This is a genomic window from Azospirillum sp. UENF 312511, assembly GCF_058780635.1.
Window position 1 is genome coordinate 497,417 of the sequence record NZ_JBSNCG010000005.1, and the last position, 26,707, is coordinate 524,123.

Here is a 26,707-nt window from a genome sequence, read left to right on the forward strand (position 1 = left end):
AGGGTTCGGGTTTTATCTTGATGAATTCTAGCCACTTTGGGACGGATCAACCCGGATCATTATTCGGACCAGATCGCGATCCCTGGTTGGCTTGCAATTTTTCTGGGCAAGCCGGGTCAGGTAGAGCCAGGCGTTTCCATCCGTGTCCTCGAAATTCCGGCTTCTGGCGTCCGGATCGAGAATGGCCGGGTAGTAGAAGGTCTCGTCCACGGCGCAAGTCTTGTCGGTGAGCAGCGGTGCCGCCCAGGCGAGGCGGGGGGCGGACCAGCCGATCAGGTCGGCGGAGGTCGACACCCACACGCCGGACACCGGCTCCGCCCCTTTGCGCTCCGCGCGCCGTCCCGCCATCACCGCGACGTAGAGGCCGCTCGGCGCGTGGCGGACGAGGCTGGTGACGGTGAAGGGCAGGCGGTCGGGCGGCAGCGGCGCGCAGACCGACGTTTCAGGATCGGCCTCGCCCTCGGTGTAGGGATCGCGGAAGCGAACGGTGAAGTCCCGCCCGTCCCACGCCCGCCAGGAGGCCGGATCGGCGAGGTCGCGGGTGCGCATCAGGCAGACGCCGCGCTTCTGCGCGCCGATGGCCTCGGCGAAGGCCATCGCGTAGTACCAGCCGTCGCGCTCGACGATGTTGCTCGGTGCGAACAGCCCGGCCCGCTTCCCCAGGTCGCCGCGGAAGCGGTAGGGCACCCCGGCGACATAGCGCGCCGGTCCGAAGCTCTGCCCGCCGTCGTGCGAGACGGTGAGGGTCAGCGCGTTCCACCAACAGGCCATGTAGTCGCCGGTCGGGCAGAGGTCGCGGCGCTTGTGGCCGTGATACTCGTTGTGGACCAGCCCGTAGACGGTCGTACCGTCCAGCGTGTAGGGCGAGGTCAGCCAGCCCATGTCGTCGAACCGCGCAGGGTCGTCGCGCTTGGCCGACTGGAAGACAATGCGGCAGGCGTGATGCAGTTCGTTCAGCGACGGGCCGCTGAGGATGCGGGCGCGGGTGTGTGCGGCGAGCAGCCGGACGCTGCCGTCCGCCGCCTTCCAAGCTCGCGCCGGGGCGTCCGGCACGTCCCAGTCCTCGCAGGCCTGGGTGCGGTGGTCGTAGACGGTCTCCAGCGCGGCACCCGCGGGGACGCTGACGCGGAGGTCCGCGGCGTGCGAGGGGGTGGCGAGGAGGAAGGTGCAGGCGATCAGGGCCAGGGTGCATTGCCCCCTCCCTAACCCTCCCCCGCCTTTGGCGGTGGAGGGAACTGCCGCCGCTCTGCCCCTGCTCCCTCTCCCGCGCAGCGGGGGAGGGTTGGGGAGGGGGCCACGGTTGTCCTGCACGAACATCCCCATCACGGCTTCTGCGCCACCGCCCGCTCCGGCATCGACACCGCGCCACCACCCGCGTTCGCGATCAGCGCGTCAAACACGTCGGCGTGGCGGCGGGCGCATTCCGCGCGGTCGATGGGGCGGCGGATGCGCATGCGCAGGCGGTCCCACAGGTCCGGCGTGGTCAGCGCCTCGGTCAGGCGGTCCACCAGATCCTCGACGCTGGCGTTGCGGAAATGCAGGCCGTCCACACCGTGGGTGACTTTCTCGCCCATGCCGCCGATGTTGCTGGAGATGATCGGGCGGCCGTGCAGGAAGGCCTCCTGGATCACCACCGGGGAGTTCTCCCACCAGATGGACGGCATCACCACCCAGTCCACGTCCTTCATCAGGCCGGGCAGTTCGGCGGAGCGGTAGCTGCCGTAGAAGCGCACGCGGTCGCCGGCACGCTCCACAGCCTCGTTGAACTTCTTCTGGTAGGCTTCGGGCTGGCGCTCCAAGTTGCCGCCGAAGATCATCAGCGCGCCGTCCTCGCCCCACGCCTTTTCGGAGACGCGGCCGATCGCCTCAACCAGCACATGGGCGCCCTTGAACTCGGTCAACTGGCCGAAGAAGGCGAAGCGGTTGCGCTTGCCGCCGCGGGCCAGCGGCCGGGGCGGGGCGATGCCCTCGACGGTCAGGCCGTTCTCGATCATGCGGAACTTCTCGCGGGGCAGGCCCCAGTCGACGTAGCGGTCGATCAGGAAGTTCGACGGGCTGACGTAGAAGTCCGCCTGCTCCAGGAAGGTCTTCAGGAACAGCTCGCGCTTGAAGAACTGGGCCTCGCCGATGTGCGGGAAGCAGCCGGCGCAGTCGGCCGGGCTGGCGCGGTAGCACAGCGTGTTGCGGCTGGTCTTCACCATCTGGCCATGGTGGTGGCAGATGGACAGATACTCGTGGAAGGTCACCACGATCGGCACGCGCGGCAGCGCCTGCCGGATCGCCTGGATCGTCTCGATGCCAAGACCCAGGAAATGATGGAAGTTCACCACGTCCGGCTGGAGGTCGCGGACGTAGCGGACGAAGTCCTTCTCCAGCCCCGGCAGGTTGCGATTCGACAGCCGGAAATGGTCGTAGTCGTTGGCGTAGTAGAGAACCTCCCGCTCCTTCTGGCGCAGCGCCATCAGGGCGGAGCTGCCGTGCGGCGTGACCGGCGGGGAGGTGCGGGCCAGATAATGGCTCTCCCAGCCGGGCAGGTCGTGCAGCCCCTGGTGCAGGTTGTAGGAGGCCACCTCCGCGCCGCCCAGCGAGAAGGCGGGATGGCCGTGGCTGATGATCAGGACGCGCTTGTTGCTCATGGTCGGGCCGATCTCGAATAGGGCTTGCGGGACGTGCGGGCTCAGGCGGCGGCGCGGGCGGACCAGATGTCCTCGAAGCTCCAGCGGTCCACCATGGCGCCGGCGCGGCGCCAGCGGTCGGCGTGCGCGTCGCGCGGCTGCTCGTCCAACGCCACCAGAGTGACGCGGGGCAGCCAGACGCAGGCCCCGCCCAGCGCGCGCAGGCGCAGACAGAGGTCCAGCCCCTTGTGGTCGGCCCCCATGTAGGAGCCCATGGTCGCCAACGCCCGGACCAGCGCGTCCTTGGGCAGCAGCGCGCATTCCGGCGCGGCGGCGTCCACCGTCGCCGCGTCCTGCTCCTTCAGCCAGTCGCGCGGGTAGCCGGCGAAGCGGCGCTCGAAGGTCTTGGCGCCGTCCGAACCCTCGACCGCCATGATGCCGGCGAAGCGGATCGAATGGTCCTCGTAGAGCAGCGTCGGGCTGACCATCACCGGCCCGCCAGACTTGCGCGACACCCGCTCCAGCGCCGCCAGCCAGCCCTTTTCGGTCGGCAGGACGGAGGGGGAGAGCGTCAGCACCCGCTCGCCGCGGGCGTGGGGCAGGGCGGCGGCCATCGCCTCGAAGGCGTCGGTGGCGTCGGGAGCGGCGACGAAGGTGACGGCCATGCGATAGAAGGCGGCGGCCTGACGGACCGCACCGCCCAGCCGCTCGTGCGTGCCGGCGGCGGCGACCACCAGCAGTTCGGTCTCGGCGAAGTCCGGATCGATGGCGAGGCGGGCGATGTTGAGGTCCACGTCCTCCCGCCCGTCGGTCACCGGCAGGATCACCGAGACGCGCGGCGCCTTGACCGGACGGCCCATCGGGTGCACGCCCGCCGACGGTGCGGCACCGGAGCGGGCGCGGGCGGTGCGCAGCATCGGCCCGACATGGCGGGCGATCAGCGTGTCGATGGACGGGCTGTCGAGATTGACCAACGACAGCATGCGGCGCAACGCTTCCGGAGCCGGGGGCAGGCAGCTCAGCGGCAGGAAGGCGAAACGGTCGTCGGCCAGTTCCAGTTCCAGATGGAACTCGGCGCCCGGGGGCAGGCCCGACGGCTCGGCGGCGAAAGCGGTGAAGCCGTGCTGGTCCTGGCCGGGGATCATGCGCCCGGCGAACAGACCGTCATGCTGGAAGGCTTCCGTCACGTCGCGGCGGGCCAGCCGCGACCAGCCCTCGTCGAGCCGGACGGCGACGCCGGGCCCCTTCAGCGTGACGGCGCGGACCTGCCGCGTCGGGTCGAGCAGCCAGCCGGCGACGAACAGCCCGGCCCCCGGCACGCGCAGCGCCATGTCCAGCCCGGTCCGCACCGGGATGTCGAGCCGCGACACCGTTTCCGCACCGTCGTAGCGCGACGCGGCGATGCGCGTCATCCGCTGGCGCGTTTCGGCGTCCTGGATGTTGCCCAGCATGTCGCGCACATGGGCGGAGGCCACGCCGTCGGGCAGGATGGTGCGGTGCTCGAAGATCTCCAGATGGCGCCAGCCCTCGGCGGCGCGGTAGTGGATGCGGCGGATGGCGGTGGGAAGCGGGGTCTGGTCGGTCAGAACCGCCATCACGCCCGACGCCTCCGGCGGCAGGTCCGGGCGGGCGAAGGCCCCGGCGGTGGCGCGGTAGGCGGCGGTCTCCTCGGCCTCGATCAGGATCTTCTGGGCGCCGTTGCGGAAGCTGCGCGCCCAGCCCTGGAGCATCAGGCTGCCGTCGCGGAAGCGACCGAACACCTCGGCGAAGCCGTCCGGCTGCGACACCTCTTGGGCGAGGCCCGAGAGCAGGCGCCCGATGCGGTCGGAGTCACTGTCCGAAGACGCGGCGAGTTGGATCGTGAAATCCAGCGCCACGGCCAGCGCGCCGGGCTGGAAGCCCTTCAGCGCCGAGACGAGGTGCGACGGGTTGGTGCGGACGTTGGACAGGCGCGGCAGGACGAGGCGTTCCCCCTTCTCGTCCGCCAGCTCGACGCGCGACGGGCGCATCTGCGCCAGCCCCGGCACGCGGATGCCGCCGAGGAACCAGCGCTCGCCCTCCGCGTCGGCCCAGGAGCGTCCGGCGTAGCGGCCCTCCACCGACCCGTCGAGATGCACGGCGCCCTGCGCGGGCAGCGCCCGGTCGATGGCGCCGAACAGGACGAGCGTGTCGTCGTCAAGAAGAATGGCCGCCGTGATGTCGGCCTTGGTGATCGGTTCCTTCATCCCGCGATGCTCCCCGCAATCGAGCCCTGCCCATGCGATCCCCCCGGACCATTCATTATGTCGTCATAGAGAATGACGTGTTTTTCGGCGGACTCCTCCGTCGTCGGGACCGCCGGCATGTTGGAGACGAGCCGGTCCCAAAGCCCCGGTTCGGTCATGGCGCGCGTCATCACGCGGGCTAGATCCGCGGCGTCCCCCGCCCGGAAATGCAGCCCGTCCACCCCGTCGGTCACCGATTCCGCCATGCCGCCGATGCCGCTGCAGATGACCGGGCGGCGGTGCTGGAAGGCTTCGCGGATGACCAGCGGAGCGTTCTCCCACCAGATCGACGGCATCACCACCCAATCGGCGGCGGCCATCAGCTCGGGCATCTCCTCGCGCCGGTAGGGGCCATGGCGGACGGCGGTGCCGCGGGCGCCCTTGAAGCCCTGCTCGACCTTGTCCTTGAAGGCGTCGGTCTGGAACGGCGCGCCGCCATGGACGGCCAGCGTCAGATCCTGCCCCTGCTTCTCCAGCCGGGCGGCGGCGTCCAGCGCGACGGTGATCCCCTTGAAGGGGTTCAGGTTGCCGAAATAGGCGAAGGCGTTGCGCGGTGCGCCCGCGGGCAGCGGCCGGTGCGGCGCCGGACGGACCGCCGGGCGCCCGTTCTCCATGACGGAGATGCTGTCCGGGTCGATGCCCCAGGCGATGTAGCGGTCGCGCAGGAAGGCGCTGGGCGCCAGGAAATGGTCGACCAGCCCGAACATCGCCTTGATGTGCTTCTCGCGCAGCACGAACTGGTCGGCCGGCCGGTCGGGGAAGCAGCGGTGGCAGGCGTCGGGCGAGGCCATGCGGCACAGCGCGTGGCCGTTGGTCGTCACCATCTGCCCGTCGTTGGCGCAGATCGGGTAGTAGTCGTGCAGCGTGTAGACGATGCGCGCCCGCGGGCAGACGCGGCGGATCAGGAACAGCATCTCCACGCCCAGCAGCAGCGTGTGGTGGATGTGCACGATGTCCGGCTGGAAGGCGCGCAGCAGGTTCGACAGGTCCGGCACGATGCCGTGCAGGTCGATCTGGCTCTGGAAGAAGTGATCGAAATGCCCGGCCCACAGCACCACCTCGTCGGCGCTGCGGCCCAGCGTCTGGAGGTTGGTGCCGGGCTTGCGGTCGCGGTGGACGCCGTTGGTGCAGGCGAGGAACAGGGCCTCCGCCCCTTTGGCCTTCAGGCTGCCGAACAGCTCGTGCGCGAAGATTTCCGTGCCGCCGGGATGCAGGCTGGGGTGGTTGTGGGCGACGACGAGGACGCGGGGCAGGCTCATCGCGCGCCCTCCTTTTCCAGAACCAGGAGATCCTGGAAATTCTCGGCGTTGCGCTGCCCGCTCCAGTGGCCGCGCAGGACCGGGCGCGCCGGACGCAGCCCCTGTTCCGCGAAGGTGTCCAGCAGGAAGGACTCGCCGTAGGCAACGGCGGCGTTCGGATTGGCCTCGTCGGCGATGAACTCCGGCCCGGCGGCCTCAAGGAAGGCCGGGCGGGCGGTCTTCTTCGCGATGCCGTCCCGCGCGCGGGCATCGACCAGGAACAGGCTGAGGAAGCAGCGCCCGCCCGGCTTCAGCACGCGGGCGATCTCCGCCGCGTAGCGCACCGTCTCCGCCGTCCGCAGATGGGTGATGACCGAGGTCAGGATCACGAAGTCGTGCCCGCCGTCCGGGAAGGGCAGGCGGGTCTGCGCCGCGTCCTCCGCCCCGTCGGGGTTGTAGAGGGCGTTCGCCACGTCGAGCGTCCGGAAGCGGAACTCCGGATAGGCCGGGGTGATCGTCTCGGTGCACCAGTGGATGCCGTCCTCGACGATGTCCACGCCGTCGTAGCTGGAGTCCAGATACTGGGTCAGCGGCACGGCCATGCGCCCGATGCCGCAGCCGATCTCCAGCACGCGGTGCTTCGGCTTCAGCCCGCCGACGCGCACGAAATGGCGCAGGAACTCCGCCCCGATGGCCCGGAAATCGCCGTCGCCGATGAACACGCGGTCCGGCGGCGGCACGGGCAGGAAGCGGTTGCGAGCGATCTGCGCGCACAGCCATTCCAGCCGCGGGTCGGTGTTGCGGCGCAGGACGGCGAGACGGCGCCCGGTGAGGATCTCGTTCATCAGGTCAGCTCCGGTTCCGGTTCGCACGCCCGAACAGGCGGGATTTGCCCGGAACGGCAACGGGAAGGGCGGTGGGAAGGGCGGTGGGAAGGGCGGTGTCCGTGGGGGCGCCCGCCGACAGGGGGCGCATCAGGCTGTCCTCCAGAGCGGGCGGCGGCGCCAACGCGCTCCAGTCGCGGGCGGCCAGTTCCTCCATCATCGCGGCCCAGCGGCGGGCGTGGAGCCAGCCGTTGTATTCGGAGGCGACACCGCGGGTGTAGCCCTGGTGCCGGCTGATCGAGCGGCGCTCCAGATGGTACAGCTCGACCGAGGGGACGTAGCGGATGTCCAGCCCGGCCTTGCGGATGCGCAGGCAGAGGTCGGAATCCTCATAGTCGCCGATGACGTAGTCCTCGCAGAAGCCGCCCACGGCGTCGAAGGTCTCGCGGGTCATCATCAGGCAGGCGCCGGTCACGCCGGGCACGCTGCGCTCGCGCCGGGCGGGCAGGAAGTCGCGCGGCAGACCCTTGAAGAAGTGATGGTTGTACCAGCGCCCGCGGACGTCGCGGTCGAAGTAGAGGCCGGCGTGCTGCAGGCTGTCGTCGTCGAACAACAGCTTCGGCCCGACCGCCCCAATCCCCAGCGCGCGCTCCAGCGCGGCGAGCAGAACAGGCAGCCAGCCGGGCTGGTCGGGGATCACGTCGGAATTCAGGAACAGCAGGGTCCGCCCGGTGGAGGCCGCGACCCCGGCGTTGTTGGCCGCCGAGTAGCCGTAGTTGGCCGGCTGCACCAGCACCCGCATCGGCAGGCCGTAGAGCGCGTGGAAGCCGTGCAGCATGTGCACCAGCTCGTCGCGCTGCTCCGGGCTGTCGAGCACGAAGATCAGCTCGGCCCCGGCCATGCCGGGATCGGTGGCGAAGCTGGAGAGCTGGAAGCGCAGGAACTCCAGCGCCTTGTACAGCGGGATGACGACCGAGACGGCGGGCGTCTCCGGACCGCGCCCGAAGGTGACGGTTTCCGGCTCGCCGCGGCTGGCCATGTGGGCGGCGTGGAGCGGTGCCACGGCCGGGGCGATCACGGTTTCCAGAACCAGCGGGGTCGCGTGCTGCGGCGGCAGGCTGCCAAGCACCGCGGCGCGGGCGTCGGCGGGCGACAGCGGGCGCAGCGGCGGCACCAGCCGGATCGACCCGCCGGAGCCGAGGCGAAGCTCCGCATGGACCTGAAGCGCCGCGGCGGGCTCGGGCGCGCCGGGCAGGTAGGCGACGAATCCGCTGCGGTCGGTGGACGGGGCGGTGCCGAACAGCTTCGCCACGTCCTCGCGCGGGAAGCGGTGCTCCAGTATCTCCAGCCGGCGCTCGCCGCCGAAGGGCGTGTGCACGGTGAGGCCGCCGGACAGGCCGTGCGGGTCGTGCACCCAACCGGCCAGGAACAGCCCGCCGTCGCCGGTCGGAACGGCGAGGTCGAGGGCGGCGCCGATCGAGCGCTTCGCGTCGGCGACCTGCCGCTTGGGCAGCGGGGCGAGCACCTGAAGCTCGCGCACCGCCGCCGCGGCCGTAGCGTCCGACCGTCCGCGCCGGGCGAGCGCGTTCAGAATGTACTGGCGCAGCTCCAGCGGCGTGTCGCGGCGCGTGGACAGCCGCTCGGTCAGGCTGGGCAGGTTGGGCGCCACGGCCGAGAAGGCGCGGCAGGCCAGCCCGTTGCGGCCGAGCACCACCAGCAGGTTGCCCGGCGCGCACAGCGCCTTGTCCACCAGCAGCGACATGGCGGCGCGCCCGCGCCGGTCCAGCGCGGAGCCGATGCAGACCTCGAAGGGGGAGGGGCCGACGGCGCCCGCGGTGATGATGACTGCCCCCGTCACCTCGCCGAATCCCGACGACAGCGACCCGCCGCAGAGCAGAAGCTCGTCGGTCGCCAGGGCGCGGGCGACGAGCGGGGAGGGGGTGGGCGACAGCTCCAGCACCATGCGGCGGCAGACCGCGGCGAAGCCGGCGTCGCTGCGCAGCGCCGGGGTGGAGCGCGCGAAATCGAAGAGGAAACGCACCACGCGCAGCCGCGACGGCGCGTCGAGGCTGCCGAGCAGGAAGGCGGGGTCGGGATCGGGAACCTGCGGTTCGGCCAGGACCTCCGCGACGACGCGGCTCTGGGCCACGAAACGGACGGGCGCACCGGAGGTCCGGGGCGCCCGCAGGATCGACAGCACCCGCTGCCCACCCCAGCTCGTCCGCACGGACAAGGTGGTGTAGGGGGGCCGGACCTCCTCGCCGTCGAGGGTGGGAACGACGCGGCCGGAAGGCTCCGGTCCGTCGCTCTCCCACGAGGCGAGCACGAAGTCGTCGCCGAGCGCATGGAGCTGGGCGGACGCGATGGAGGCGGAGGCCGGCAGGACGGCGAGCACGGTCATGCGTTCCTTAGCCGGACCCATCGGCGGCGTGTGGAATACACGCCGCCGGTCCGGTCCCTGGGTGGGTTACGTCTTTAGTGAATGACGAAGAAGTCGTTCGGATTGTTGTGAACTTCGTCGGCCGAAACGCCCTTCAGCATGATGCTGTCGCCGTTGCCGAGATCGATGACGGCGTTGCCGCCCATGTCGGTGACGCGGGCCGCCAGATCGGAGGCGTCGTTGATGTCCAGACCGTTGATGTTGCGCTCGATCTGCAGGACGTCCTCGCCGGCGCGGAAGTCGAGAACGACGTCCTGGCCGCCGCCGCCCGAGAAGACGAAGATGTCGTTCCCGGCGCCGCCGACGAGGATATCGTTGCCAGCACCGCCTTCCAGGATGTCGTTGCCCGCACCGCCATCCAGGTAGTCGTCGCCCTCACCACCCTTGAGGATGTCGTCGCCGGTGCCGCCCATCAGGATGTCGTTGCCCGCGCCGCCATCCAGGTAGTCGTTGTGGCCGCCGCCCATCAGGACGTCGTCGCCGTTCCCGCCGCGCAGAATGTCGGCGCCGTCGCCGCCGCTCAGGACATCGTCACCATTCCCGCCGTCGAGAATGTCGTTGCCGCGGCCACCGATCAGCACGTCGTCGCCGTTGCCGCCGGACAGGTAATCGTCGCCGTCCCCGCCATCCAGCGTGTCGTTGCCGTTGCCGCCATCGAGGACGTCGGCCCCGCTGCCGCCGCTCAGCAGATCGTCGCCGTTACCGCCGAACAGGGCGTCGCGGCCGTCGCCACCCAGGATGGTGTCGTGGCCGTTGCCACCCATCAGGATGTCGTCGCCCTTACCGCCGTCGATGAAGTCGTTGCCGTTGGTGCCGGTGATGACGTCGTCATAGTTGCCGCCAGGAAGGGTGGCCATGAATCATACTCCTTAACGATGGGATTCGGTGGGGTGGGGGATTTCCTACCCCGAAATGGCGAGGTACCACTAAGCCTTTACCCAAATACCGTTCGGCGTGGCTGTGACAAACATAAGGTCAAACCCAGGCAAATCTTGAGTTCATAGAGTCAAAACACAATAATCATCAACGTTCATTACGTCATTCCTGTCACCTTGGCTTCAAAGAACTTCGAAAATCTAAACATCTAATTTTGGACGCCGCGCCAGAGCGGTGGTTTTACGGGCTCCATCCAAGACGATGACTCATGGTTAATGGAAGATTTTGAATTGTTCGCCCATAATACTTTCAAAGTTTCCGGGAAGAGATTTTGTCGAATTTCGACGAAATGTCCTGAAATGGCCCGCGAGTCCTATGCGTTTGGCTTAGGATTATGCCGTTGATCATTGCCCATTGGTGGCGCCGCCCAATGCTGCAGCGCATTCAAAATCACGGCCTTTTCAAAATTTCGAGGGGTGGGCCAGGGATTTTAAAAGCTGGAATTTGAAAGCGGCGGCTGCGCCGTGGGGGCCGGCCAGGGCGGCGGGCATCCGGAAAACACGCCTGTGGACCGGCCCGCCGGGTGCTCCGGCGGGTCCGGAGCGCTCCGGCGGCCCGCCGCTGTCGGGCCAAAGGCCGCCGGATGGTCGTTACCGATGCCCTTGGGAGGGGCGAAAATTTTTGTCTTGCGTTGCTGCCCGGCGTCCGGGCCGGGTCAGATTTTTGGGCTGGTTCAGACTTTGCCCTCTTCCGCGGCGTCCAACGCGACCCGCGCCAACTGCATCAGCTTGTCGTCGACCGCCGCTTGGTCATAGCCGGGGCTGTCGGCCAGCGAATCGCGCAGACGCATGGCGATGAACTCGCCGGTGTGGTGTTTGTCGTAGAGGTGGACGTCGCCGATGGCGTCGGCGACGCGCTTCAGGGTGTTCCGGTCCCATTGGGTGGTCATGCTCGCACGCTCCCTTCCTGGCCTGTCGGCCCTCTGTCTTGCCTGCTGGGCAACGGGGGAGCGTGCGAAATGATCCGGTGCGGGGCCGCCGCGGTCAGTTCTCCCGGAAGGCGCGGTTCATGCCGTCGGTCAGCGGCGTCAGGAAATACTCGATGGCCTTGCGGGTGTGCCCGTGGATCATCACCTCGGTCGGCATGCCGGGGTGCAGGTCCACGTTGGGCAGGGCCTTCAGCGCCGCGGCGTCGAGGCTGATCCGGGCGAGGAAATAGGCCTGCCCGGTGCGCTCGTCCTCGAGCTGGTCGGCGGAGAGGGTCAGCACCTTCCCCTGGACCGGCGGCACCAGCCGCTGGCGGTAGCCGACCAGCCGCACCATGGAGCTGCCGCCCACGTCGATGTTCTGCACGTCCGCGGGGGCAACTCGGGCCTCGACGATCAGCCCGTCGTCCTGCGGAACGATGTCGAGGATGCCCTGGCCCGCCGGGATGACGCCGCCCGGCGTGTAGAAGCGCAGGTTGGTAACCCGGCCCGCCTGGGGGGCGACGAGTTCCTGGCGCTTCAGCACGTCGCCGGCGCTGCGCAGCCGCTCCGACAGGTCCGACACGGTGGCTTGGATGGTCTGAAGCTCGTTCCCGACCTCCGAGCGGCGGTTGTTGCCGAGGTTGATGATCTCCAGCTCCGCCGCGGCAATGCCCTGCTCGGCCTTCGACTTGTCGGCCTGGATCTCGCCCAGCCGGCCCTTGGTGTCGGCGACGTTGCGCTGAAGCTCCAGCATGCGCGGCTTGCGCTCGTAGCCCTTGGCGAGCAGCGTCTCGACGATCCGCAATTCGTCCTGGGTGTAGCGCAGCCGGTCGTTGGCGGCGACGCGCTGCGAATCGAGCGCCACCAGCTCGTCGCGGAGCTGGCCGATGCGCTTGCGCTGGATGGAGATCTGTCCCTCATAGGCGTCGCGCCGCGATTCGAACAGGCGCTGTTCGGCGGCGAGCGCCTCGGCGGCGACGGAGCTGGTCTTGGCGGCGGCCACCAGTTCATCGGCATAGACCGGAGCTTTCGCGTCGGTCTGCTCGGCACGCAGTCGGGCGAGACGGGCCAGCGAGGTCCAGTACTGCCCGTGAAGCTGGGCGACCACCGCGCCGCTCTGCGTGGTGTCGAGCCGCAGCAGGACCTGCCCGGCCGTGACCATGTCGCCGTCCTTGACCAGCAGTTCGCTGAGGATGCCGCCCTCCAGGTGGGAGACGGTCTTGCGGTGGCTTTCCACCATGATGGTGCCGGGCGCGATGGCCGCGCTGTCCAGGCTGGCGGTGAAGGCCCAGCCGAAGAAGCCGCCGAAGCCGATGGCGACGGCCAGCGCACCCGCCAGCGCGGTGCCGCGCAGCGTCGGTTCGTGCGGCGTCACGTCGATGACCGGCGACCAGGCGGCGGTGTGGGGGGATGGCGCGTTCGCGGGCTGGGAAAGCGTCGTGTCGGTCATGCGGATTCTCCCGTCCGGACCAGCCGGGCCACCTTCACGGCGCCGCCGGGCTGGACCATCTTCAGCACGTCGGTGCGTTCGCCGAAATGCTCGACCATGCCGTCCTTGAGGACGAGCAGCTTGTCGGCGACCGACACGATGGAGGGGCGGTGCGCGACCATCACAATGGTGGCGCCGTCGCGTCGCGCGTGGTTGATCGCGGTCAGCAGCGCCTGCTCGCCCTCGTGGTCGAGGTTGGAGTTCGGCTCGTCCAGCACGATCAGGCGCGGCTTGCCGAACAGCGCGCGGGCCAGCGCGATGCGCTGCCGCTGCCCGCCGGACAGGGCGAAGGCATTCTCGCCGACCGGCGTGTCGTAGCCGAAGGGCAGGCGGCCGATCATGTCGTGGACGCCGGCCAGCCGGGCGGCGCGCACGATCTCCGCCGGGTCGGCCTGGGCCATGCGGGCGATGTTCTCGCCGATGGTGCCGTCGAGCAGGGCGACCGACTGCGGCACATAGCCGACATACTGACCGAAGCTCTCGCGCTCCCACAGGAAGGTGCTGGTGCCGTCGAGGTAGATGCCGCCGGCGGTGGGCTCCCAGATGCCGACGAGCAGGCGGGCGAGGGTCGACTTGCCGGCCCCCGACGGGCCGATGATCCCCAGCACCTCCCCTGGCTCCAGCGCGAAGGAAACGCCGCGCAGCACGGGGCGCTGCAGGCCCTTCGGCACATGGCTGACGCGGTCGACGGTCAGGCGTCCGTCGGGGCGGGGCAGCGGCATGGTGCTGCGCCGCGCGCCCTCGCCGTTCAGAAGCTCGCGGATGCGCTTGTGGGCGGTCTGGGCGACGATCCACTGCCGCCAGTTCTCCACCAGATGCTCGAAGGGCTGGAGCAGGCGGGCCATGATGATGCCGGTGGCGATCATGCTGCCCGGCGAGGCCTCGTTCCGGATGACCAGCGCCGCGCCCGCGGAGATGGTGGCGATCTGCAGGATCAGCCGGAGCGAGCGGGAGGCCGAGGCCATGCCGCGCGACAGCACAACGCCGCGGTCGATCAGCGAGGCGGAGCCGATCTGCGCCATCTGCCAGCGCCGGGCCAGCGGCGGCAGCATGCCCATGGCCTCGATGGCCTCGGCGTGGCGGACGGTGCTGGCCACGTCGGCGAAGACCTTGGCCGACGCCTCGTTCGCCTCGGCGATGGGGCGGCGGGTCAGCGCGTCGGTGAGCGCGTTCATGGTCAGCAGCAGCAGCGCCGACCCCACCGCGATCCAGCCGTAGATCGGGTGCAGGATGAACAGGATGACCAGGAAGATCGGCGTCCACAGCAGGTCCAGCGGCACCACCACGGCGTTGCTGGTCATGAAGTTCCGCAGGTCGTTCAGGTCGCGCATCGTCTGGCCGGCGTTGCGCGTCCCGCCACCCAGCGCGTCCACGATGGATGCCTGCAGCGCCGGCACGTTGAAGCGGTGAGCGATCACCGCCCCGCAGACCAGGAAGGCGCGCGCCCGGATGAAGTCCAGCACGCCATACAGCACCAGCCCGCCCACGGAGATCACCGCGAGCATGGTCAACGTCTCCAGGCTGCGGCTGCTCATCACGCGGTCGTAAACCTGCATCGTGTAGAGCGGCACCACCAGCATCAGGATGTTGACGAAGAAGGTGAGGGCGCCGGCCAGCAGCAGGCCGCGCCCGATCTTCCGGTAGGCTTGGGTCAGCAGGGTCCGATCCATACCGCTCATGCCGATTCCTTTTCTTGCGTCCTGCGTTCCGGCCGCGTTCCGGAGTCCCGCGTTCTCAGGTTTTGGGGCGGGCCATGAAGCCGGTCATGCAAAGGGTTTCATGGTTAACGAAATGTTGAGATGCGGCCGCGTCGCATGAACTCCTTTTGAGACGAAGTCCGGACAAAGGCCGCCCATTGCGGGAAGACTGGTCCCGCGCCATTTCCGCTTACGTCCGACGCTGCGTTGCGGCGTGTGACAACTTTGAGCCCTTACCCCGTCCGACACTGATCGAAAGAGGTATTTGCAGCGCTGTAAAATGTTGTTCCAAAACATTTTTCCGATGACGCCCCGCGCCTTTCCCGGCGCCCATGTCTCTTTTTCGTCAACTGGCCTTCCGTCTGAATTGGCGGCATGGTGCATCGCGGAACTCTTGCACTTGCCACCGGGGGATGTACGATCCTTTGATGCCGGCGGGTGCCTGGACTGACGAATATTTCTCAAATCCAAGGAATATTTAGGATGAACACGCCCCAGACCGTACTCGTGACCGGCGGTGCCGGCTATGTCGGCAGTCACTGTGTGGCCGAACTGCTCGACCGCGGCTTCCGGGTCGTCGTGCTCGACAACCTGCGCCAGGGCCACCGCGCCGCCGTGCCGTCCGACGCCGCCTTCGTGGAGGCCGACCTTGCCGACATGGACGCGCTGACCCGCGTCTTCGCCGAATGGCGCTTCGACGCGGTGTTCCATTTCGCCGCCCTGTCGCTGGTCGGTGAATCGATGCGCGACCCGCACCTCTATCTGCACGGCAACACCGTCAACTCGCTGAACCTGATCCGCGCGGCGACCACGGCGGGCGTGCGCAAGATGGTCTTCTCCTCGACCGCCAACCTGTTCGGCACGCCGGAGCGCCAGCCGATCGATGAGGAGACCACCATCGACCCCGGCAGCCCCTACGGCGAATCCAAGTTCTTCATCGAGCGCGCCTTGCACTGGGCGGACCGCTGCCACGGCCTGCGCTCCGCCTGCCTGCGCTACTTCAACGCCGCCGGGGCGCACCCGAACGGGATCATCGGCGAGGATCATGACCCGGAAACCCACCTCATCCCGCTGGTGCTCGACGCGGCCAGCGGCCGGCGCTCGCACATCGAGATTTTCGGCGACGACTACCCGACCGCGGACGGCACTTGCGTGCGCGACTACATCCACGTCTGCGACCTCGCCGACGCGCATCTGCGGGTGCTGCCGGCACTGGAGACGCGCAGCGTCCGCTTCAACCTGGGCAACGGCAAGGGCTACAGCGTCCGCGAGGTGATCGAGGCGACGGAGCGCGTCACCGGCCTGACGGTCCCGGTGAAGGTCGGGCCGCGCCGCGCCGGCGATCCGGCGGTGCTGATCGCCTCGTCGGAGCGCATCCGGGGCGAGTTGGGCTGGTCGCCGCGCTTCCCCGATCTGGACAGCATCATCGGCAGCGCGTGGGAATGGCGCCGCCGCCATCCGGGCGGCTACCGCGGCCCGGCCGTGGCACAGGCCGCCGAGTGACGGAGAGACGAGGGATGAACACGCAGCGCCGGGCGGGTGCCGAATCCAAGCCGGCCGAAGCCAAACCGGCCCAAGACAAGCCCGATGCCATCGACGCGGCGGAACTGGCCGAGTATCACGGGCTCGCCCGGCTGATCGAGCGGATGCACCGCCGGTTCCTGGACGTGGTGCGGGCCGGCCTGTTGCGGCAGGGGATCGACGACATCGGGCCGGTTCAGGCGCTGATGGTCATGCTGATCGGCGACGACGAGCCGTCGGTCCGCGACCTGATGGAGCGTGGCTATTATCTGGGATCCAACGCCTCCTACAGCCTGAAGATCCTGGTCGAGGCCGGCTACATCGACCGCGGCGCCAGCCAGCGCGACCGCCGCACGGCCCGCCTGCGCCTGACCGACAAGGGCCGGACGCTGCGCGACGAGCTGTTCACGCTGGAGCAGGTGCAGGCCACGGCGCTGGTGCGCAACGAGGCGGAGGCGGCCGACCTGAAGGCCGCCTACCGCACGCTGCGCCGGCTCGACCGCATCTGGGGCGACATGGTCCGCTACGCCGGCCAGGGACTGGATTGAACCGCCTTATGCACCTCTCATCCGCAGGCATCCGCACATGACCAATTCATCCCTGTCCATCCGCGATGTCGAGCGCCTGCTCGAATCCTCGTCGGCGGAGGCCCGCATCGACACGATGCAGAAGCTGGCCGGCGATCTGGAGAAAGGCGGGCTGACCGACGCCGAACGGTCGCTGGCGCTGGAGGTCATGCACTGCTTCGCCGCCGACGCCCAAGTGGCGGTGCGCGAGGCCGTGGCCTGGCAGATCCGCAACAACGCCATGCTGACCGCGGAGTTGGCCGAGCGGCTGGTGAAGGATGTGGCCCGCGTGGCCTTCCCGATCCTGCGCGACGCCGGAAGCCTCAGCGACGAGCTGCTGCTCGACGTGCTGGCCGACCCCGACGCCGGCAAGCACATGGCCGTCGCCAACCGCCACACCGTGTCGGCGCGGGTGGCCGGGGCCGTCGTCGAGACCGGCAACGTCGCGGTGGTGACGGCGCTGCTGCGCAACCCCGGCGCGGAGCTGGCGGAGCCGGCGCTGCATCGGGCCTTGGACCGCTTCGGCCGCGTGCGCATGGTCAGCGAGGCTGCGGCGACCCGCCCCGGCCTGCCGCTGGCCGTGGTGGAGCGGCTGATCGCCTTCGTGTCCGACGCGATGCGCGCCACGTTGGCCCACAGCCATGGCCTGTCCAAGGATCTGGTGGACCGGCTGGCCAACCGCGGGCGCGAGTCGGCGACGATGCGGCTGCTGCGCCCGGCGCTCCGCGGCGACGAGGATGTGGAGGCGGTGGCCCGCTGGCTGCACGCCAACGGGCGCTTCACCGCGGCGCTGCTGTTCCGCGTGCTGTGCGCGGGCGACGTCGCGCTGTTCGCGGCGGGACTGGGGGCGAAGGCCGGCATCCCGGCGGACAACGCCCGCAAGCTGGCCTGGGACGACGGTGCGCTGGGGCTGCGGGCGGTGCTGAAGAAGGCGTCGGTCGCGCCGGTGCTGGTGCCGCCTTTCCAGGTGGCGATCGCCACCGCCAAGCGCATGGGCTACGAGGGCAGCGACAACCGCCGCGACGATTTCCAGGCGGAGGTCATGGCCGACCTGTTCGCCGCCCTGACCCCGACGAACGAGTGGGTGGTGGACGAGCTGCTGTTGCAGCTGTTCGACGGCGCGTCGGACGAGGTGATCGACCGTGCGCTGGATCAGGCGGGTTTGCCCTTCGCGCCAGTGCGCGGAACGGGGACGTGAGGGTGAGGTTGTTGCGACGCTTGCCCCCTCCCTGACCCTCCCCCGCTGGGCGGGGGAGGGGACCAAACCTCCCTCTCCTGCGAAGCTCTCGCGCAAACCTTCGGTTTGCGCTGACGCAGCAGGCGGACCTTTGGTCCGCCGAGAGCGGGGGAGGGAAGGAGCCCGCGGCGAAGCCGTGGGAAGGGTGGGGGCAACGCGCCTACACTCCCTCCGGAACCAGCACCTTCCCGCAAATATCCCGCGCCTTCTCGAAGCGGTCCGGCGCGGCGGAGCGGGCCAGCAGCCCCTCCCCAAAGATGAACGAGTAGAACAGATACGCCCGCGCGAAGGCGTCGTCGGGGTCCAGCCCCAGGCCGGCGAACAGGTCCGACACGCAGCGCAGGCGTTCGCGGTCGACCTCCGCCACGATCTCGGACGCACGAGGATCGCGGCGCGCCCAGTCGCGCATCGCCAGTTCGATGGCGATGCCGCGCGGGTTGCTGCTGCCGCCATACAGCGACAGCACGTAGCGCAGCCCCTCGGCCGGCGTGCGGCCGTCCAGCCGGGTCTGCGCCTTGATCGCCTCGATGCGGCCGGTCTTCCAGCCCTCCAGCATCGCTTCCACCAGTTCCATCCGGTCGCGGAAGTGCCAGTAGAAGCTGCCCTTGGTCACCTTCAGCCGCTTGGCCAGAAGCTCGACCCGCACCTGCTCGACGCCGCCCTCCGCCAGGGCGGAGAAGGCGGCGGACAGCCAGGATTCGCGGTTCAGCGTCTTCGCTTCCATCGGCAACACTCCGGAGACCATACGGCAGCGTATCGATTCGCCGTTGGCCTGTCCACAACCCGCCGGGCGGAACGAGCGCCGAACCTTATACGGATTTGACCGGAGAGGGAAAGCCGGGCGCGCCTCAGCGCGCCTTTGCCGCGGTGAACAGGTCCTTGTGGGCGTCGCGCAGCAGGTTCTTCTGCACCTTGCCCATGGCGTTGCGCGGCAGCTCGTCCATGAAGAAGACGCGCTTGGGCACCTTGAAGTTGGCGAGCTGCTCCTTGCAAACGGCGATCACCGCGGCCTCGTCCGGGGTGGCGCTGCCGGGCTTGCGCAGCACGACGGCGGTCACCGCCTCGCCGAAGTCGGGGTGCGGCACGCCGACCACCGCTGATTCGACCACGCCGTCGATGCCGTCGATGACCGTCTCGACCTCCTTCGGGTAGACGTTGAAGCCACCGGAGATGATGAGGTCCTTGGCGCGTCCGACGATGTGGACGTACCCGCGCCCGTCCACCTTACCGACGTCGCCGGTGATGAAGAAGCCGTCCGGCTTGATCTCCTGCTTCGTCTTCTCGGGCATCCGCCAGTAGCCGGAGAAGACGTTCGGCCCGGCCACCTCGATGATGCCGATCTCGTCGGTGCCGAGGCTCGCGCCGGTCTCCGGGTCGACGACGCGCACGGAGACCTTGGGTAGCGGGAAGCCGACCGTGCCGGGGATGCGGTCGCCGTCCAGCGGGTTGGAGGTCAGCATGCCGGTCTCGGTCATGCCGTAGCGCTCCAGGATCGCGTGGCCGGTGCGGGCGGAGAACTCCTTGTGCGTGTCGGCGAGCAGCGGCGCCGAGCCGGAGACGAACAACCGCATGTGCGCCGTCGCCTCGCGCGTCAGGCCGGGGTGGGCGAGCAGGCGGGTGTAGAAGGTCGGCACGCCCATCATCACCGTGGCGCGCGGCAGCAGCCCCATCACCTGCTCGGCGTCGAACTTCGGCAGGAACAGCATGGAGGAGCCGTTCAGCAGCACGCAGTTGGTCGCCACGAACAGGCCGTGCGTGTGGAAGATCGGCAGGGCGTGCAGCAGCACGTCGTCCGGCTGGAAGCCCCAGTATTTGTGCAGGGTCAGCGCGTTGGAGCCGAGGTTGCGGTGGCTCATCATCGCGCCCTTCGACCGCCCGGTGGTGCCGGAGGTGTAGAGGATCGCGGCGAGATCGTCGGCCTCGGCCGGGACGGTCGCGAAGTCCGTGCCCTTGCCGGCGGCCTGCTCCGGCAGGGTGCCCTCGCCGTGTGTGCCGAGAGTCAGCAGATGGGCGACCTTGGCCTTGTCGGCGACCTCGCGCAGCGCGTCCGCGGATTCGGGGCGCGCGACGAAGACGTGCGGTTCCGCGTCGGTCAGGAAATACTCAACTTCCGCCTTCGTGTAGGCCGGGTTCAGCGGCAGGAAGACGCCGCCCGCCCGTACGGTGGCGAGGTAGAGGATGATGTTCTCGACCGACTTCTCCACCTGCACGGCGACCCGGTCGCCCTTCTTCAGGCCGAGGTCGGCGAGCAGGTTGGCGTAACGGCCGGTCAGGGCTTCGAGGTCACCGTAGGTGACGGTGCGTGCGTTGTCCGTGCCGGGCTCGGTCTCGGCGAAGGGGCGGCTGCGGTCCGCCGGAAAGCGGGAACGGAACAGCTCGAACAGATTGCCACCCACGTCGGACATCGTGATCCCCTCCATGCACACCGGTAATCCGGTGTGCATGGTTTAGCACAGGCGCATGCCGTCAGCCACAGCTTTGTATACGGAAGTCCGGTCTATTGTATTTCGTTTCCGCCCATGATGGACACGAACTCGGTGAAGATATCGATCTGGATAGTCACATGCCGCCGCATGGCGGCGTAGGCAGCCTCCGGGTCGCCGGCCAGGATCGCCTCCACCACGTCGTCATGCTCCGTGAAGCTGTCCTTGACGCGGTTGGGATGGTTGAGCTGATAGCGGCGATAGGGGGCCAGTCGGGCAAACAGCCCGCGCGCGATCTCCTGCAGCGGCTCGTTGTGGCTGCCCGCCTGGACCGCCTCGTGGAAGGAACGGTTGACCGCATAGTAAGCGTCCAGTTCCCGCGCCTCCATATGCGCTTTCGAGGTGTCGTGCAGGTGTTTCAGGGCCTGCTTCTCCTCCTCCGACATGCGGCGGGCGGCGAAGCGGGCGCACAGCCCCTCGATTTCCGACATTACCTCGAACATCTGCACCATGCGGTGCAGCTTCAGAGGGGCGACCACCGCGCCCTGGCGCGGCTGCTTCTCCACCAGCCCGGCGTGGACGAGCTGGAGAATCGCCTCGCGGATCGGTGTGCGGGAGATGTTGAAGCGCTGGGCGAGGCTTTCCTCGTCCAGCCGCGTTCCGGGGCGCAGCCGGCCGAGGAAAATATCCTCCTCGATGGCGAGCCTCACCTCGTCGGCGCGGGTGGCACCCTTGTCCATGGTCTTGCTGGCGGCAATCCGGTCGCTCATCCCGAGCGTGTCCCCTTCCTCGTCCGCGGCCTTCCGCCGCTCCTGTCTGTGTATACAAGAGATGGACAGCGCGTATCCAGCATGATAGTCCTTCCACCCAACAATGAGAACCGGAGATCCGTCCTGGGCTCCGGGCCACTGCGGTTCTGGGGAGGATGCGCATGGATTTTGCGCTTTCGGAGGAGCAGCAGGCGTTCCGCGACACGGCGCGCGACTTCGCGCAGCAGGAAATGGCGCCGAACGCCGCGCACTGGGATGAGAACAGCGTCTTTCCCGTCAACACCCTGCGACAGGCCGCGGCACTCGGCTTCGCCGGTATCTATGTGGGGGAGGAGTTCGGCGGCTCCGGCCTCGGGCGGCTCGACGCGGCGGTGATCTTCGAGGAACTGTCGGCGGCCTGCCCGTCCACGGCGGCCTACATCTCCATCCACAACATGGCCTCCTGGATGATCGACCGCTTCGGCAACGCGGAGCAGCGTGAGCGCTTCCTGCCCAAGCTGACGACCATGGAGCATTTCGCCAGCTATTGCCTGACCGAGCCGGGGGCGGGGTCCGACGCGGCCTCGCTGCGCACGCGGGCGGAGCGGGACGGCGACCATTACGTTCTGAACGGCTCGAAGGCCTTCATCTCCGGCGGCGGCACGTCGGACGTCTATGTCTGCATGGTCCGCACCGGCGAGCCCGGCCCCAAGGGCATCTCCTGCGTCGTCGTGGAGAAGGGCACGCCCGGCCTGTCCTTCGGCAAGCAGGAGCACAAGCTGGGCTGGAAGAGCCAGCCGACGTCGGCGGTCATTTTCGAGAACTGCCGCGTCCCCGTCGCCAACCGCATCGGCGAGGAGGGGGAGGGCTTCCGCATCGCCATGAAGGGGTTGGACGGCGGGCGCCTGAACATCGCCGCCTGCTCGGTCGGCGGGGCGCGCTTCTGCCTGGAGCAGGCCGTCGCCTACACCACGGAGCGCAAGCAGTTCGGCAAGCCGCTGAACGCCTTCCAGGCCCTGCAGTTCAAGTTGGCCGACATGGCGACGGAACTGGACGCCGCCCGACTGATGCTGCACCGCGCCGCCGCCAGCCTCGACGCCGGATCGCCGGAGGCGACCGCCCATTGCGCCATGGCCAAGCGCTTCGCCACCGACGCCGGATTCCAGGTGGTGAACGAGGCGCTGCAGCTTCATGGCGGGTATGGCTACATCAAGGAGTACCCGATCGAGCGGATTTTCCGTGACCTGCGGGTTCACCAAATTCTCGAAGGCACAAACGAAATCATGCGCGTCATCATCGCCCGCCATTTGACCGGCGGCTGATAGCGTCATTATAAAGCGAGGGGGAAACGCTATGGCGACGATCGCCTTTATCGGTCTGGGCAACATGGGTGCGCCGATGATGCGCAACCTGCTGAAGGCCGGCCACACCGTCCTGGCCTTCGACCTGTCGGAGGCCGCATGCACCGCCGCGCGCGACGCCGGCGCCACCGTCGCCACCGGCCCCGGCGCCGCGGCGGGGGAGGCCGAGGTGGTCGTGACCATGCTGCCCGCCGGCAAGCATGTGCGCGAGGTCTACACGGCACCCGACGGCATCATCGCCAAGGCCAAGCCGGGCAGCCTGTTCATCGACAGCTCCACCGTGGACGTGGACAGCGCCCGCTTCGTCGCTGCGGCGGCGGAGGCGGCGGGCCACGCCATGGTCGACGCGCCGGTGTCCGGCGGCGTCGGCGGGGCCGAAGCGGCGACGCTGACCTTCATGGTCGGCGGCAGCGACACCGCCTTCCGCCGCGCGGAACCGATCCTGTCGGCGATGGGCAAGGCCATCGTGCACACCGGCGGGCCGGGCAACGGTCAGGCGGCGAAGATCTGCAACAACATGATCCTCGGCATCTCGATGCTCGGCGTGTCGGAGGCCTTCGCGCTCGCCGAGAAGCTGGGTCTGGAGTCGCAGAAGCTGTTCGACGTGGCGTCGAAGTCGTCGGGCCAGTGCTGGTCGCTGACCAGCTATTGCCCGGTGCCGGGTCCGGTCCCGACCTCGCCGGCCAACCGCGACTACCAGCCGGGCTTCGCCGCGGCGCTGATGCTGAAGGACCTGAAGCTGGCGGTCGAGGCCGGGCAGAGCACCGGCAGCCCGCTGCCGCTGGGCGGCGAGGCGGCGCAGATGTACGCGCTGTTCTGCAACGCCGGCTTCGGCGGCAAGGACTTCTCCGGCATCGTCAATCTGCTGCGCGGGAAGCCGTAAGCAGGCGCATGGTCACCGTCTGACGGCCCAAACGGATCACAATGTTGCGGTTTGACGAGTAAGAACCGCTTTCTGCTGAGTTCCGAGAAGGCCGTCAGACAGAACCTGCACGGGTATCGACAAGACGCTGCGGGACAGAGGCTCCGCCAAGCGTTACGGAGCAACCGAAACCACGAACAACACATCCTGTCCTGAGCACTATTCGGCCAAAGCTCTCCTTGGCATGATTCCTGATCACAGACACCATTTTCCCGTGTATTTAGGCTAGCGATTCCACCGTCCCTCCCATACACTTCTGATGCCGGCTCAGGAGTGACACGGAATGCTTATACTTAGATTTGTACTGGCCCTTGCCACGGCCTTATCTCTTAACGCCTGCCAAACCATCGACGATCAAAATTCCGATCTGTTTTCCATGACTGAAGATATATTGAAGAACGGTGGAAGAGAAAGCGTTGCTTATAGAACCCTCAATATTTTCGCTTACGACGAAACAGAAAACGGGAGAAGGGCTCGCAACATAATCAACAAATATCCATCGTTTAAGAAAAATTATCCATCTTATTTGCGGGCCGATGTGTTTAACGCGGATACTTCCGCCAGGATGGTGGATTTGCACCGCATTGTCAGAGAGGCATCTCTGAAAGATCTGATAAGCCAAAAAGATGAGCAGAACATACTAGAAGAAATCGATCGATTGGCCGCCGAGGCAAATATAAATAATAAAATAGATTTTTATTACTCAGATGACATTCGTCTTTTTCCCTCACTGAACGCACCCGAAGCACAATCGATCATTTTCAGGCGGTCTGTGGGGAAGCTGGCCACGAGCAACTCTCCAGATAATGCCCTCATCAAGGGCGTATTTGAGAAGGCGCGCGCCAGCGGCGCCAAATCGCAGGATGCGGCTATGGTCTTGGCGGTTCTCCCGTCAATGAAGCTCACTGCAGAGGATCTTCGAAAGTATGTGGCTCCCGTTTTTCCTGAACAGGCAAAGAGATTACTGGAAGAACGCGCTGTAGAGGTCCGCTTGATTATTGAACCGGAAGACCGTCTGCTCTATGAAGATGTGGCGACAAAATTGCGGACAATCTCGCCAAATCTAATCCTCATCACCTCAGGTGGCGCGGCAGTGACGGTCACTGTCAAGAAACTTCAATGGGAGGAACGGCGTGAGCCCGAGAGGAATCAATCCATTGTTTACTCGCAAGGAGATGTGAGCCTGTTGGCGGCCTCACTGCTGATGCCCCGCAACGCCAGTTACCAGTACGACCTGACAACAGGTGGCATCGAACTGGCCTATGCCTTTGAAATCAAGGCAAACGGAAAGGGCATGCCGCCTTACGACCATCTTTTACGCAATAAAATTATACGCTCTTGGCGTTCCTGCTCGAACGCTCGCATTCAGAACGTTTTCGGTGGCATACAGCGTGCGGACTTCGTTGCCAACGATCATATGCGACGGACCTGCAATGGCGATCTTCCGGTCAGTGTCGACCGCCTGCGCGATAATGTATTGGACGAAGTCGCACGCTCCATTGAGACGATTCCAGCGATCGCGCGTATCGCGCCCTTGCATTAGGCGAACGTCGACTGCTGTCCGACGTCCGTCATGAAACTCGATAAATAATGGCTCTCCACCCGCCCAACCGCGGCATGATGTGATTGACCGTCAGACAGGAGCTGACCCCACTTCCCGCCGGGGCGAGGAAAGTAGGAAAGGCACATTTGGTCTCTCAATCCGCCTGCTGCATGACGATGGCGTCGGACGCCCGGCCGCGGAAGTGGATGTTGCCGTCACCGTCCAGGAACGCCCAGTCGCCGGTGAGGTAGTAGCGGCGGCCGTGGCGGAAACGGGCGGCGGTGCGTCCCGGGTCGTTGGCGTAGGCGTCGAACCAGAAGAGCGGCGAGGACTCCACGTCGATGGCGATCTCGCCCGCACCGCCGACCGGCGCCTCGCGGCCCTGCGGGTCGAGGATGACCACGCGGAAACCCGGCAGGGGCCGCCCCAGCGAGGAATCGGCAGTGCGGTCGGCGTGGCCGGGGTCGTAGCGGTTCATCATGAAAATGCCGGTCTCGCGCTGCCCGTACTGGTCGAGCAGGGGGACGCTGACCACCCGGTTCGCCCAGCCGATCAGCTCCGGCGGCAGCGGCTCGCCGACCACCGACAGGATGCGCAGCGCCAGCTTGTGCGGGCCGCCCTCCGGGTCGGCGCTGTGCCAGGCGCGGATCTGGGACGGCGCGCAGGTCAGGTTGGTGACGCCGAACTTCGTCAGCATGCGGTAGCCCTGCCGCACGTCGTAGGGGCCGTCGCAGAAGATCGTGGTGCGCCCGAGCAGCAGCGGCCCGACCAGCCCGTAATAGGCGCCGTAGGCCCAGCCGGGGTCGGCCATGTTCCAATAGATGTCGTCGTCGCGCAGGTCGAGGCCGATGCGCATGTACTGCTCGATCCCGGCCAGAGCCATGACGGGCAGCGAGACGCCGAGCGGCTTTGGCTCCGCTTCGGAGGTGTACATCAGCGCGAAGGCGTCGCGGTCGGCGTAGCGCGCAATGTCGGGCAAGGGGGCTGATTCGTGAAGGGCCGACCAGAAGGGCACCGCGTCGGCGCCGGGACCGAAGGCCTCGTCCCCCTCCACCATCACCACCGGGCGGCTGTTGTCGCGCGGAATCTTGCGGCGCAGGAAGCCGGTGGTGACGATCGCCCGCGCCTCGCTGTCGGCCAGCCGGTAGGCGACCGCGGCGGCGGAGTAGGTGGTAAAGAGCGGCATGTAGACCCCGCCGAGCCGCCAGATCGCCAGCGCGGCGATCAGCAGCTCCGCCCCCTTGGGCAGCAGCACCGCCACCCGGTCGCCGCGCCCAACGCCGAGGCCGCGCAGCACCGCGGCGAAGCGCGCCGAATCGCGTGCCAGCCGGGCGAAGCTCAGCTCCGTCGTCTGGCCGGCCACGCTCTCGTGCAGCAGGGCGGCGCGGGCGCCGTCGGCGCGGGCGTGGCGGTCGCACAGCAGATCGGCGAGCGGAATCGCGTCACCTTGATAGTCCGGCCGCAGGAAGGCGGTCGGCTGAACGGTGGCCGGACCGGGCGCTGCCGCGTCGCCTCCAGGGCGGTGGCGGGCGGCGGCGATGCGACCCAGCGAATCCAGTTCCGGCCCCAGATGGTAGCGACGGCTGCGCGGGTCCTGGTCGATGAAGCGCTCCCGCGCCAGCGCGGTCAGCAGCCGGTGCGCGGTCGCCTTGGACAGGGCGGTGTCGCTCATCAGGTCGGCCAGACGCGCGCCGTCGGCCCCATGGGAGGCGACGGCGCGCAGCAGGGCCAGCGCGCGCTCCAGGCTTTGCGTGCCGCCGGACGCTCCGGTGGGGGCGGTTTCGGTGTCGGAATCGGGCCGGGTCATGATGGGGTCCATATTATGGACCTTCGGGCCGGATGTCGCTCCAAAAAACATGCATACACGGAATGTCCGTGTTGAAAACGGTGCGCATCACAGGCTATAGTTCGGACGTTGCACAAAGGACGGTCCACAATATGGACCAGTTCGCCACTCAAACAGTCAGGCGAACGA

At 67.9% G+C, this 26,707-nt stretch carries 20 protein-coding genes; 6 read left to right on the forward strand and 14 right to left on the reverse strand.

Annotated features, from left to right (window positions below; all coding sequences use genetic code 11):
* Window positions 1–27: 27 nt before the first annotated feature.
* From ACWPN7_RS30795 to ACWPN7_RS30840, 10 genes are all read right to left on the reverse strand, one after another.
* Window positions 28–1,323, reverse strand: coding sequence for a hypothetical protein (locus ACWPN7_RS30795; protein ID WP_459197102.1), 1,296 nt, complete (start codon window positions 1,321–1,323; stop codon window positions 28–30).
* Window positions 1,323–2,636 (reverse strand): glycosyltransferase family 4 protein, encoded by a 1,314-nt coding sequence (locus ACWPN7_RS30800; RefSeq protein ID WP_014241733.1) that lies wholly within the window; start codon window positions 2,634–2,636, stop codon window positions 1,323–1,325. Before ACWPN7_RS30800 ends, ACWPN7_RS30795 begins: the two co-directional genes overlap by 1 nt.
* 41 nt (window positions 2,637–2,677) lie before the next feature.
* Window positions 2,678–4,840, reverse strand: coding sequence for a hypothetical protein (locus ACWPN7_RS30805; RefSeq protein ID WP_456522047.1), 2,163 nt, complete (start codon window positions 4,838–4,840; stop codon window positions 2,678–2,680).
* The gene (locus tag ACWPN7_RS30810; protein ID WP_149649087.1) at window positions 4,837–6,138 is read right to left on the reverse strand and encodes a glycosyltransferase family 4 protein; all 1,302 of its coding nucleotides are present in this window, start codon (window positions 6,136–6,138) and stop codon (window positions 4,837–4,839) included. Before ACWPN7_RS30810 ends, ACWPN7_RS30805 begins: the two co-directional genes overlap by 4 nt.
* Window positions 6,135–6,962 (reverse strand): class I SAM-dependent methyltransferase, encoded by an 828-nt coding sequence (locus ACWPN7_RS30815; RefSeq protein ID WP_149649086.1) that lies wholly within the window; start codon window positions 6,960–6,962, stop codon window positions 6,135–6,137. Before ACWPN7_RS30815 ends, ACWPN7_RS30810 begins: the two co-directional genes overlap by 4 nt.
* Window positions 6,963–6,966: 4 nt before the next feature.
* Complete coding sequence (locus ACWPN7_RS30820) at window positions 6,967–9,342, reverse strand: glycosyltransferase family 2 protein (protein WP_459197101.1); 2,376 nt, start codon at window positions 9,340–9,342, stop codon at window positions 6,967–6,969.
* A 74-nt stretch (window positions 9,343–9,416) separates the two neighbouring features.
* Window positions 9,417–10,238 (reverse strand): calcium-binding protein, encoded by an 822-nt coding sequence (locus tag ACWPN7_RS30825; protein ID WP_040136458.1) that lies wholly within the window; start codon window positions 10,236–10,238, stop codon window positions 9,417–9,419.
* A gap of 752 nt (window positions 10,239–10,990) precedes the next feature.
* On the reverse strand, window positions 10,991–11,206 hold the full coding sequence (locus ACWPN7_RS30830) for a hypothetical protein (RefSeq protein ID WP_040136456.1): 216 nt from the start codon (window positions 11,204–11,206) through the stop codon (window positions 10,991–10,993).
* A 94-nt stretch (window positions 11,207–11,300) separates the two neighbouring features.
* Window positions 11,301–12,674 (reverse strand): HlyD family type I secretion periplasmic adaptor subunit, encoded by a 1,374-nt coding sequence (locus ACWPN7_RS30835; RefSeq protein ID WP_459197100.1) that lies wholly within the window; start codon window positions 12,672–12,674, stop codon window positions 11,301–11,303.
* The gene (locus ACWPN7_RS30840; RefSeq protein ID WP_103040342.1) at window positions 12,671–14,392 is read right to left on the reverse strand and encodes a type I secretion system permease/ATPase; all 1,722 of its coding nucleotides are present in this window, start codon (window positions 14,390–14,392) and stop codon (window positions 12,671–12,673) included. Before ACWPN7_RS30840 ends, ACWPN7_RS30835 begins: the two co-directional genes overlap by 4 nt.
* Before the next feature lie 501 nt (window positions 14,393–14,893).
* Between ACWPN7_RS30840 and galE the strand changes: the two genes are divergently transcribed.
* From galE to ACWPN7_RS30855, 3 genes are read left to right on the forward strand one after another with little or no spacing between them, the layout of a single operon-like run.
* Window positions 14,894–15,913 (forward strand): UDP-glucose 4-epimerase GalE, encoded by a 1,020-nt coding sequence (gene galE / locus ACWPN7_RS30845; RefSeq protein ID WP_040136449.1) that lies wholly within the window; start codon window positions 14,894–14,896, stop codon window positions 15,911–15,913.
* 14 nt (window positions 15,914–15,927) lie between these two features.
* On the forward strand, window positions 15,928–16,479 hold the full coding sequence (locus tag ACWPN7_RS30850) for a MarR family winged helix-turn-helix transcriptional regulator (protein WP_051658479.1): 552 nt from the start codon (window positions 15,928–15,930) through the stop codon (window positions 16,477–16,479).
* A gap of 37 nt (window positions 16,480–16,516) precedes the next feature.
* Entirely contained in the window at window positions 16,517–17,695 is a 1,179-nt protein-coding gene (locus ACWPN7_RS30855; RefSeq protein WP_492273658.1) for a DUF2336 domain-containing protein, read from the forward strand.
* 199 nt (window positions 17,696–17,894) lie between these two features.
* Here ACWPN7_RS30855 and ACWPN7_RS30860 read toward each other — a convergent pair whose 3' ends face one another.
* The 3 genes from ACWPN7_RS30860 to ACWPN7_RS30870 form a co-directional block, all read right to left on the reverse strand.
* Window positions 17,895–18,458, reverse strand: a complete 564-nt coding sequence (locus ACWPN7_RS30860) for a TetR/AcrR family transcriptional regulator (protein WP_040136445.1) — start codon at window positions 18,456–18,458, stop codon at window positions 17,895–17,897.
* 124 nt (window positions 18,459–18,582) lie between these two features.
* Window positions 18,583–20,139 carry a malonate--CoA ligase gene (locus tag ACWPN7_RS30865; protein ID WP_200775763.1) on the reverse strand — a complete coding sequence of 519 codons (1,557 nt, stop codon included), beginning with the start codon at window positions 20,137–20,139 and terminating at the stop codon, window positions 18,583–18,585.
* A gap of 92 nt (window positions 20,140–20,231) precedes the next feature.
* Window positions 20,232–20,927 (reverse strand): GntR family transcriptional regulator, encoded by a 696-nt coding sequence (locus ACWPN7_RS30870; RefSeq protein WP_459197099.1) that lies wholly within the window; start codon window positions 20,925–20,927, stop codon window positions 20,232–20,234.
* Between the two features lie 161 nt (window positions 20,928–21,088).
* On the opposite strand from ACWPN7_RS30870, the gene ACWPN7_RS30875 reads away from it, so the two are divergent.
* The 3 genes from ACWPN7_RS30875 to ACWPN7_RS30885 all read left to right on the forward strand — a co-directional run bounded on the left by ACWPN7_RS30875 (window position 21,089) and on the right by ACWPN7_RS30885 (window position 24,732).
* On the forward strand, window positions 21,089–22,228 hold the full coding sequence (locus ACWPN7_RS30875; protein WP_459197098.1) for an isobutyryl-CoA dehydrogenase: 1,140 nt from the start codon (window positions 21,089–21,091) through the stop codon (window positions 22,226–22,228).
* A 31-nt stretch (window positions 22,229–22,259) separates the two neighbouring features.
* Window positions 22,260–23,150 carry a 3-hydroxyisobutyrate dehydrogenase gene (mmsB, locus tag ACWPN7_RS30880; protein WP_040136439.1) on the forward strand — a complete coding sequence of 297 codons (891 nt, stop codon included), beginning with the start codon at window positions 22,260–22,262 and terminating at the stop codon, window positions 23,148–23,150.
* 322 nt (window positions 23,151–23,472) lie between these two features.
* Complete coding sequence (locus ACWPN7_RS30885) at window positions 23,473–24,732, forward strand: hypothetical protein (RefSeq protein WP_459197097.1); 1,260 nt, start codon at window positions 23,473–23,475, stop codon at window positions 24,730–24,732.
* Between the two features lie 154 nt (window positions 24,733–24,886).
* Here ACWPN7_RS30885 and ACWPN7_RS30890 read toward each other — a convergent pair whose 3' ends face one another.
* The gene (locus ACWPN7_RS30890; protein ID WP_040137208.1) at window positions 24,887–26,539 is read right to left on the reverse strand and encodes an AMP-binding protein; all 1,653 of its coding nucleotides are present in this window, start codon (window positions 26,537–26,539) and stop codon (window positions 24,887–24,889) included.
* Window positions 26,540–26,707 lie beyond the last annotated feature (168 nt).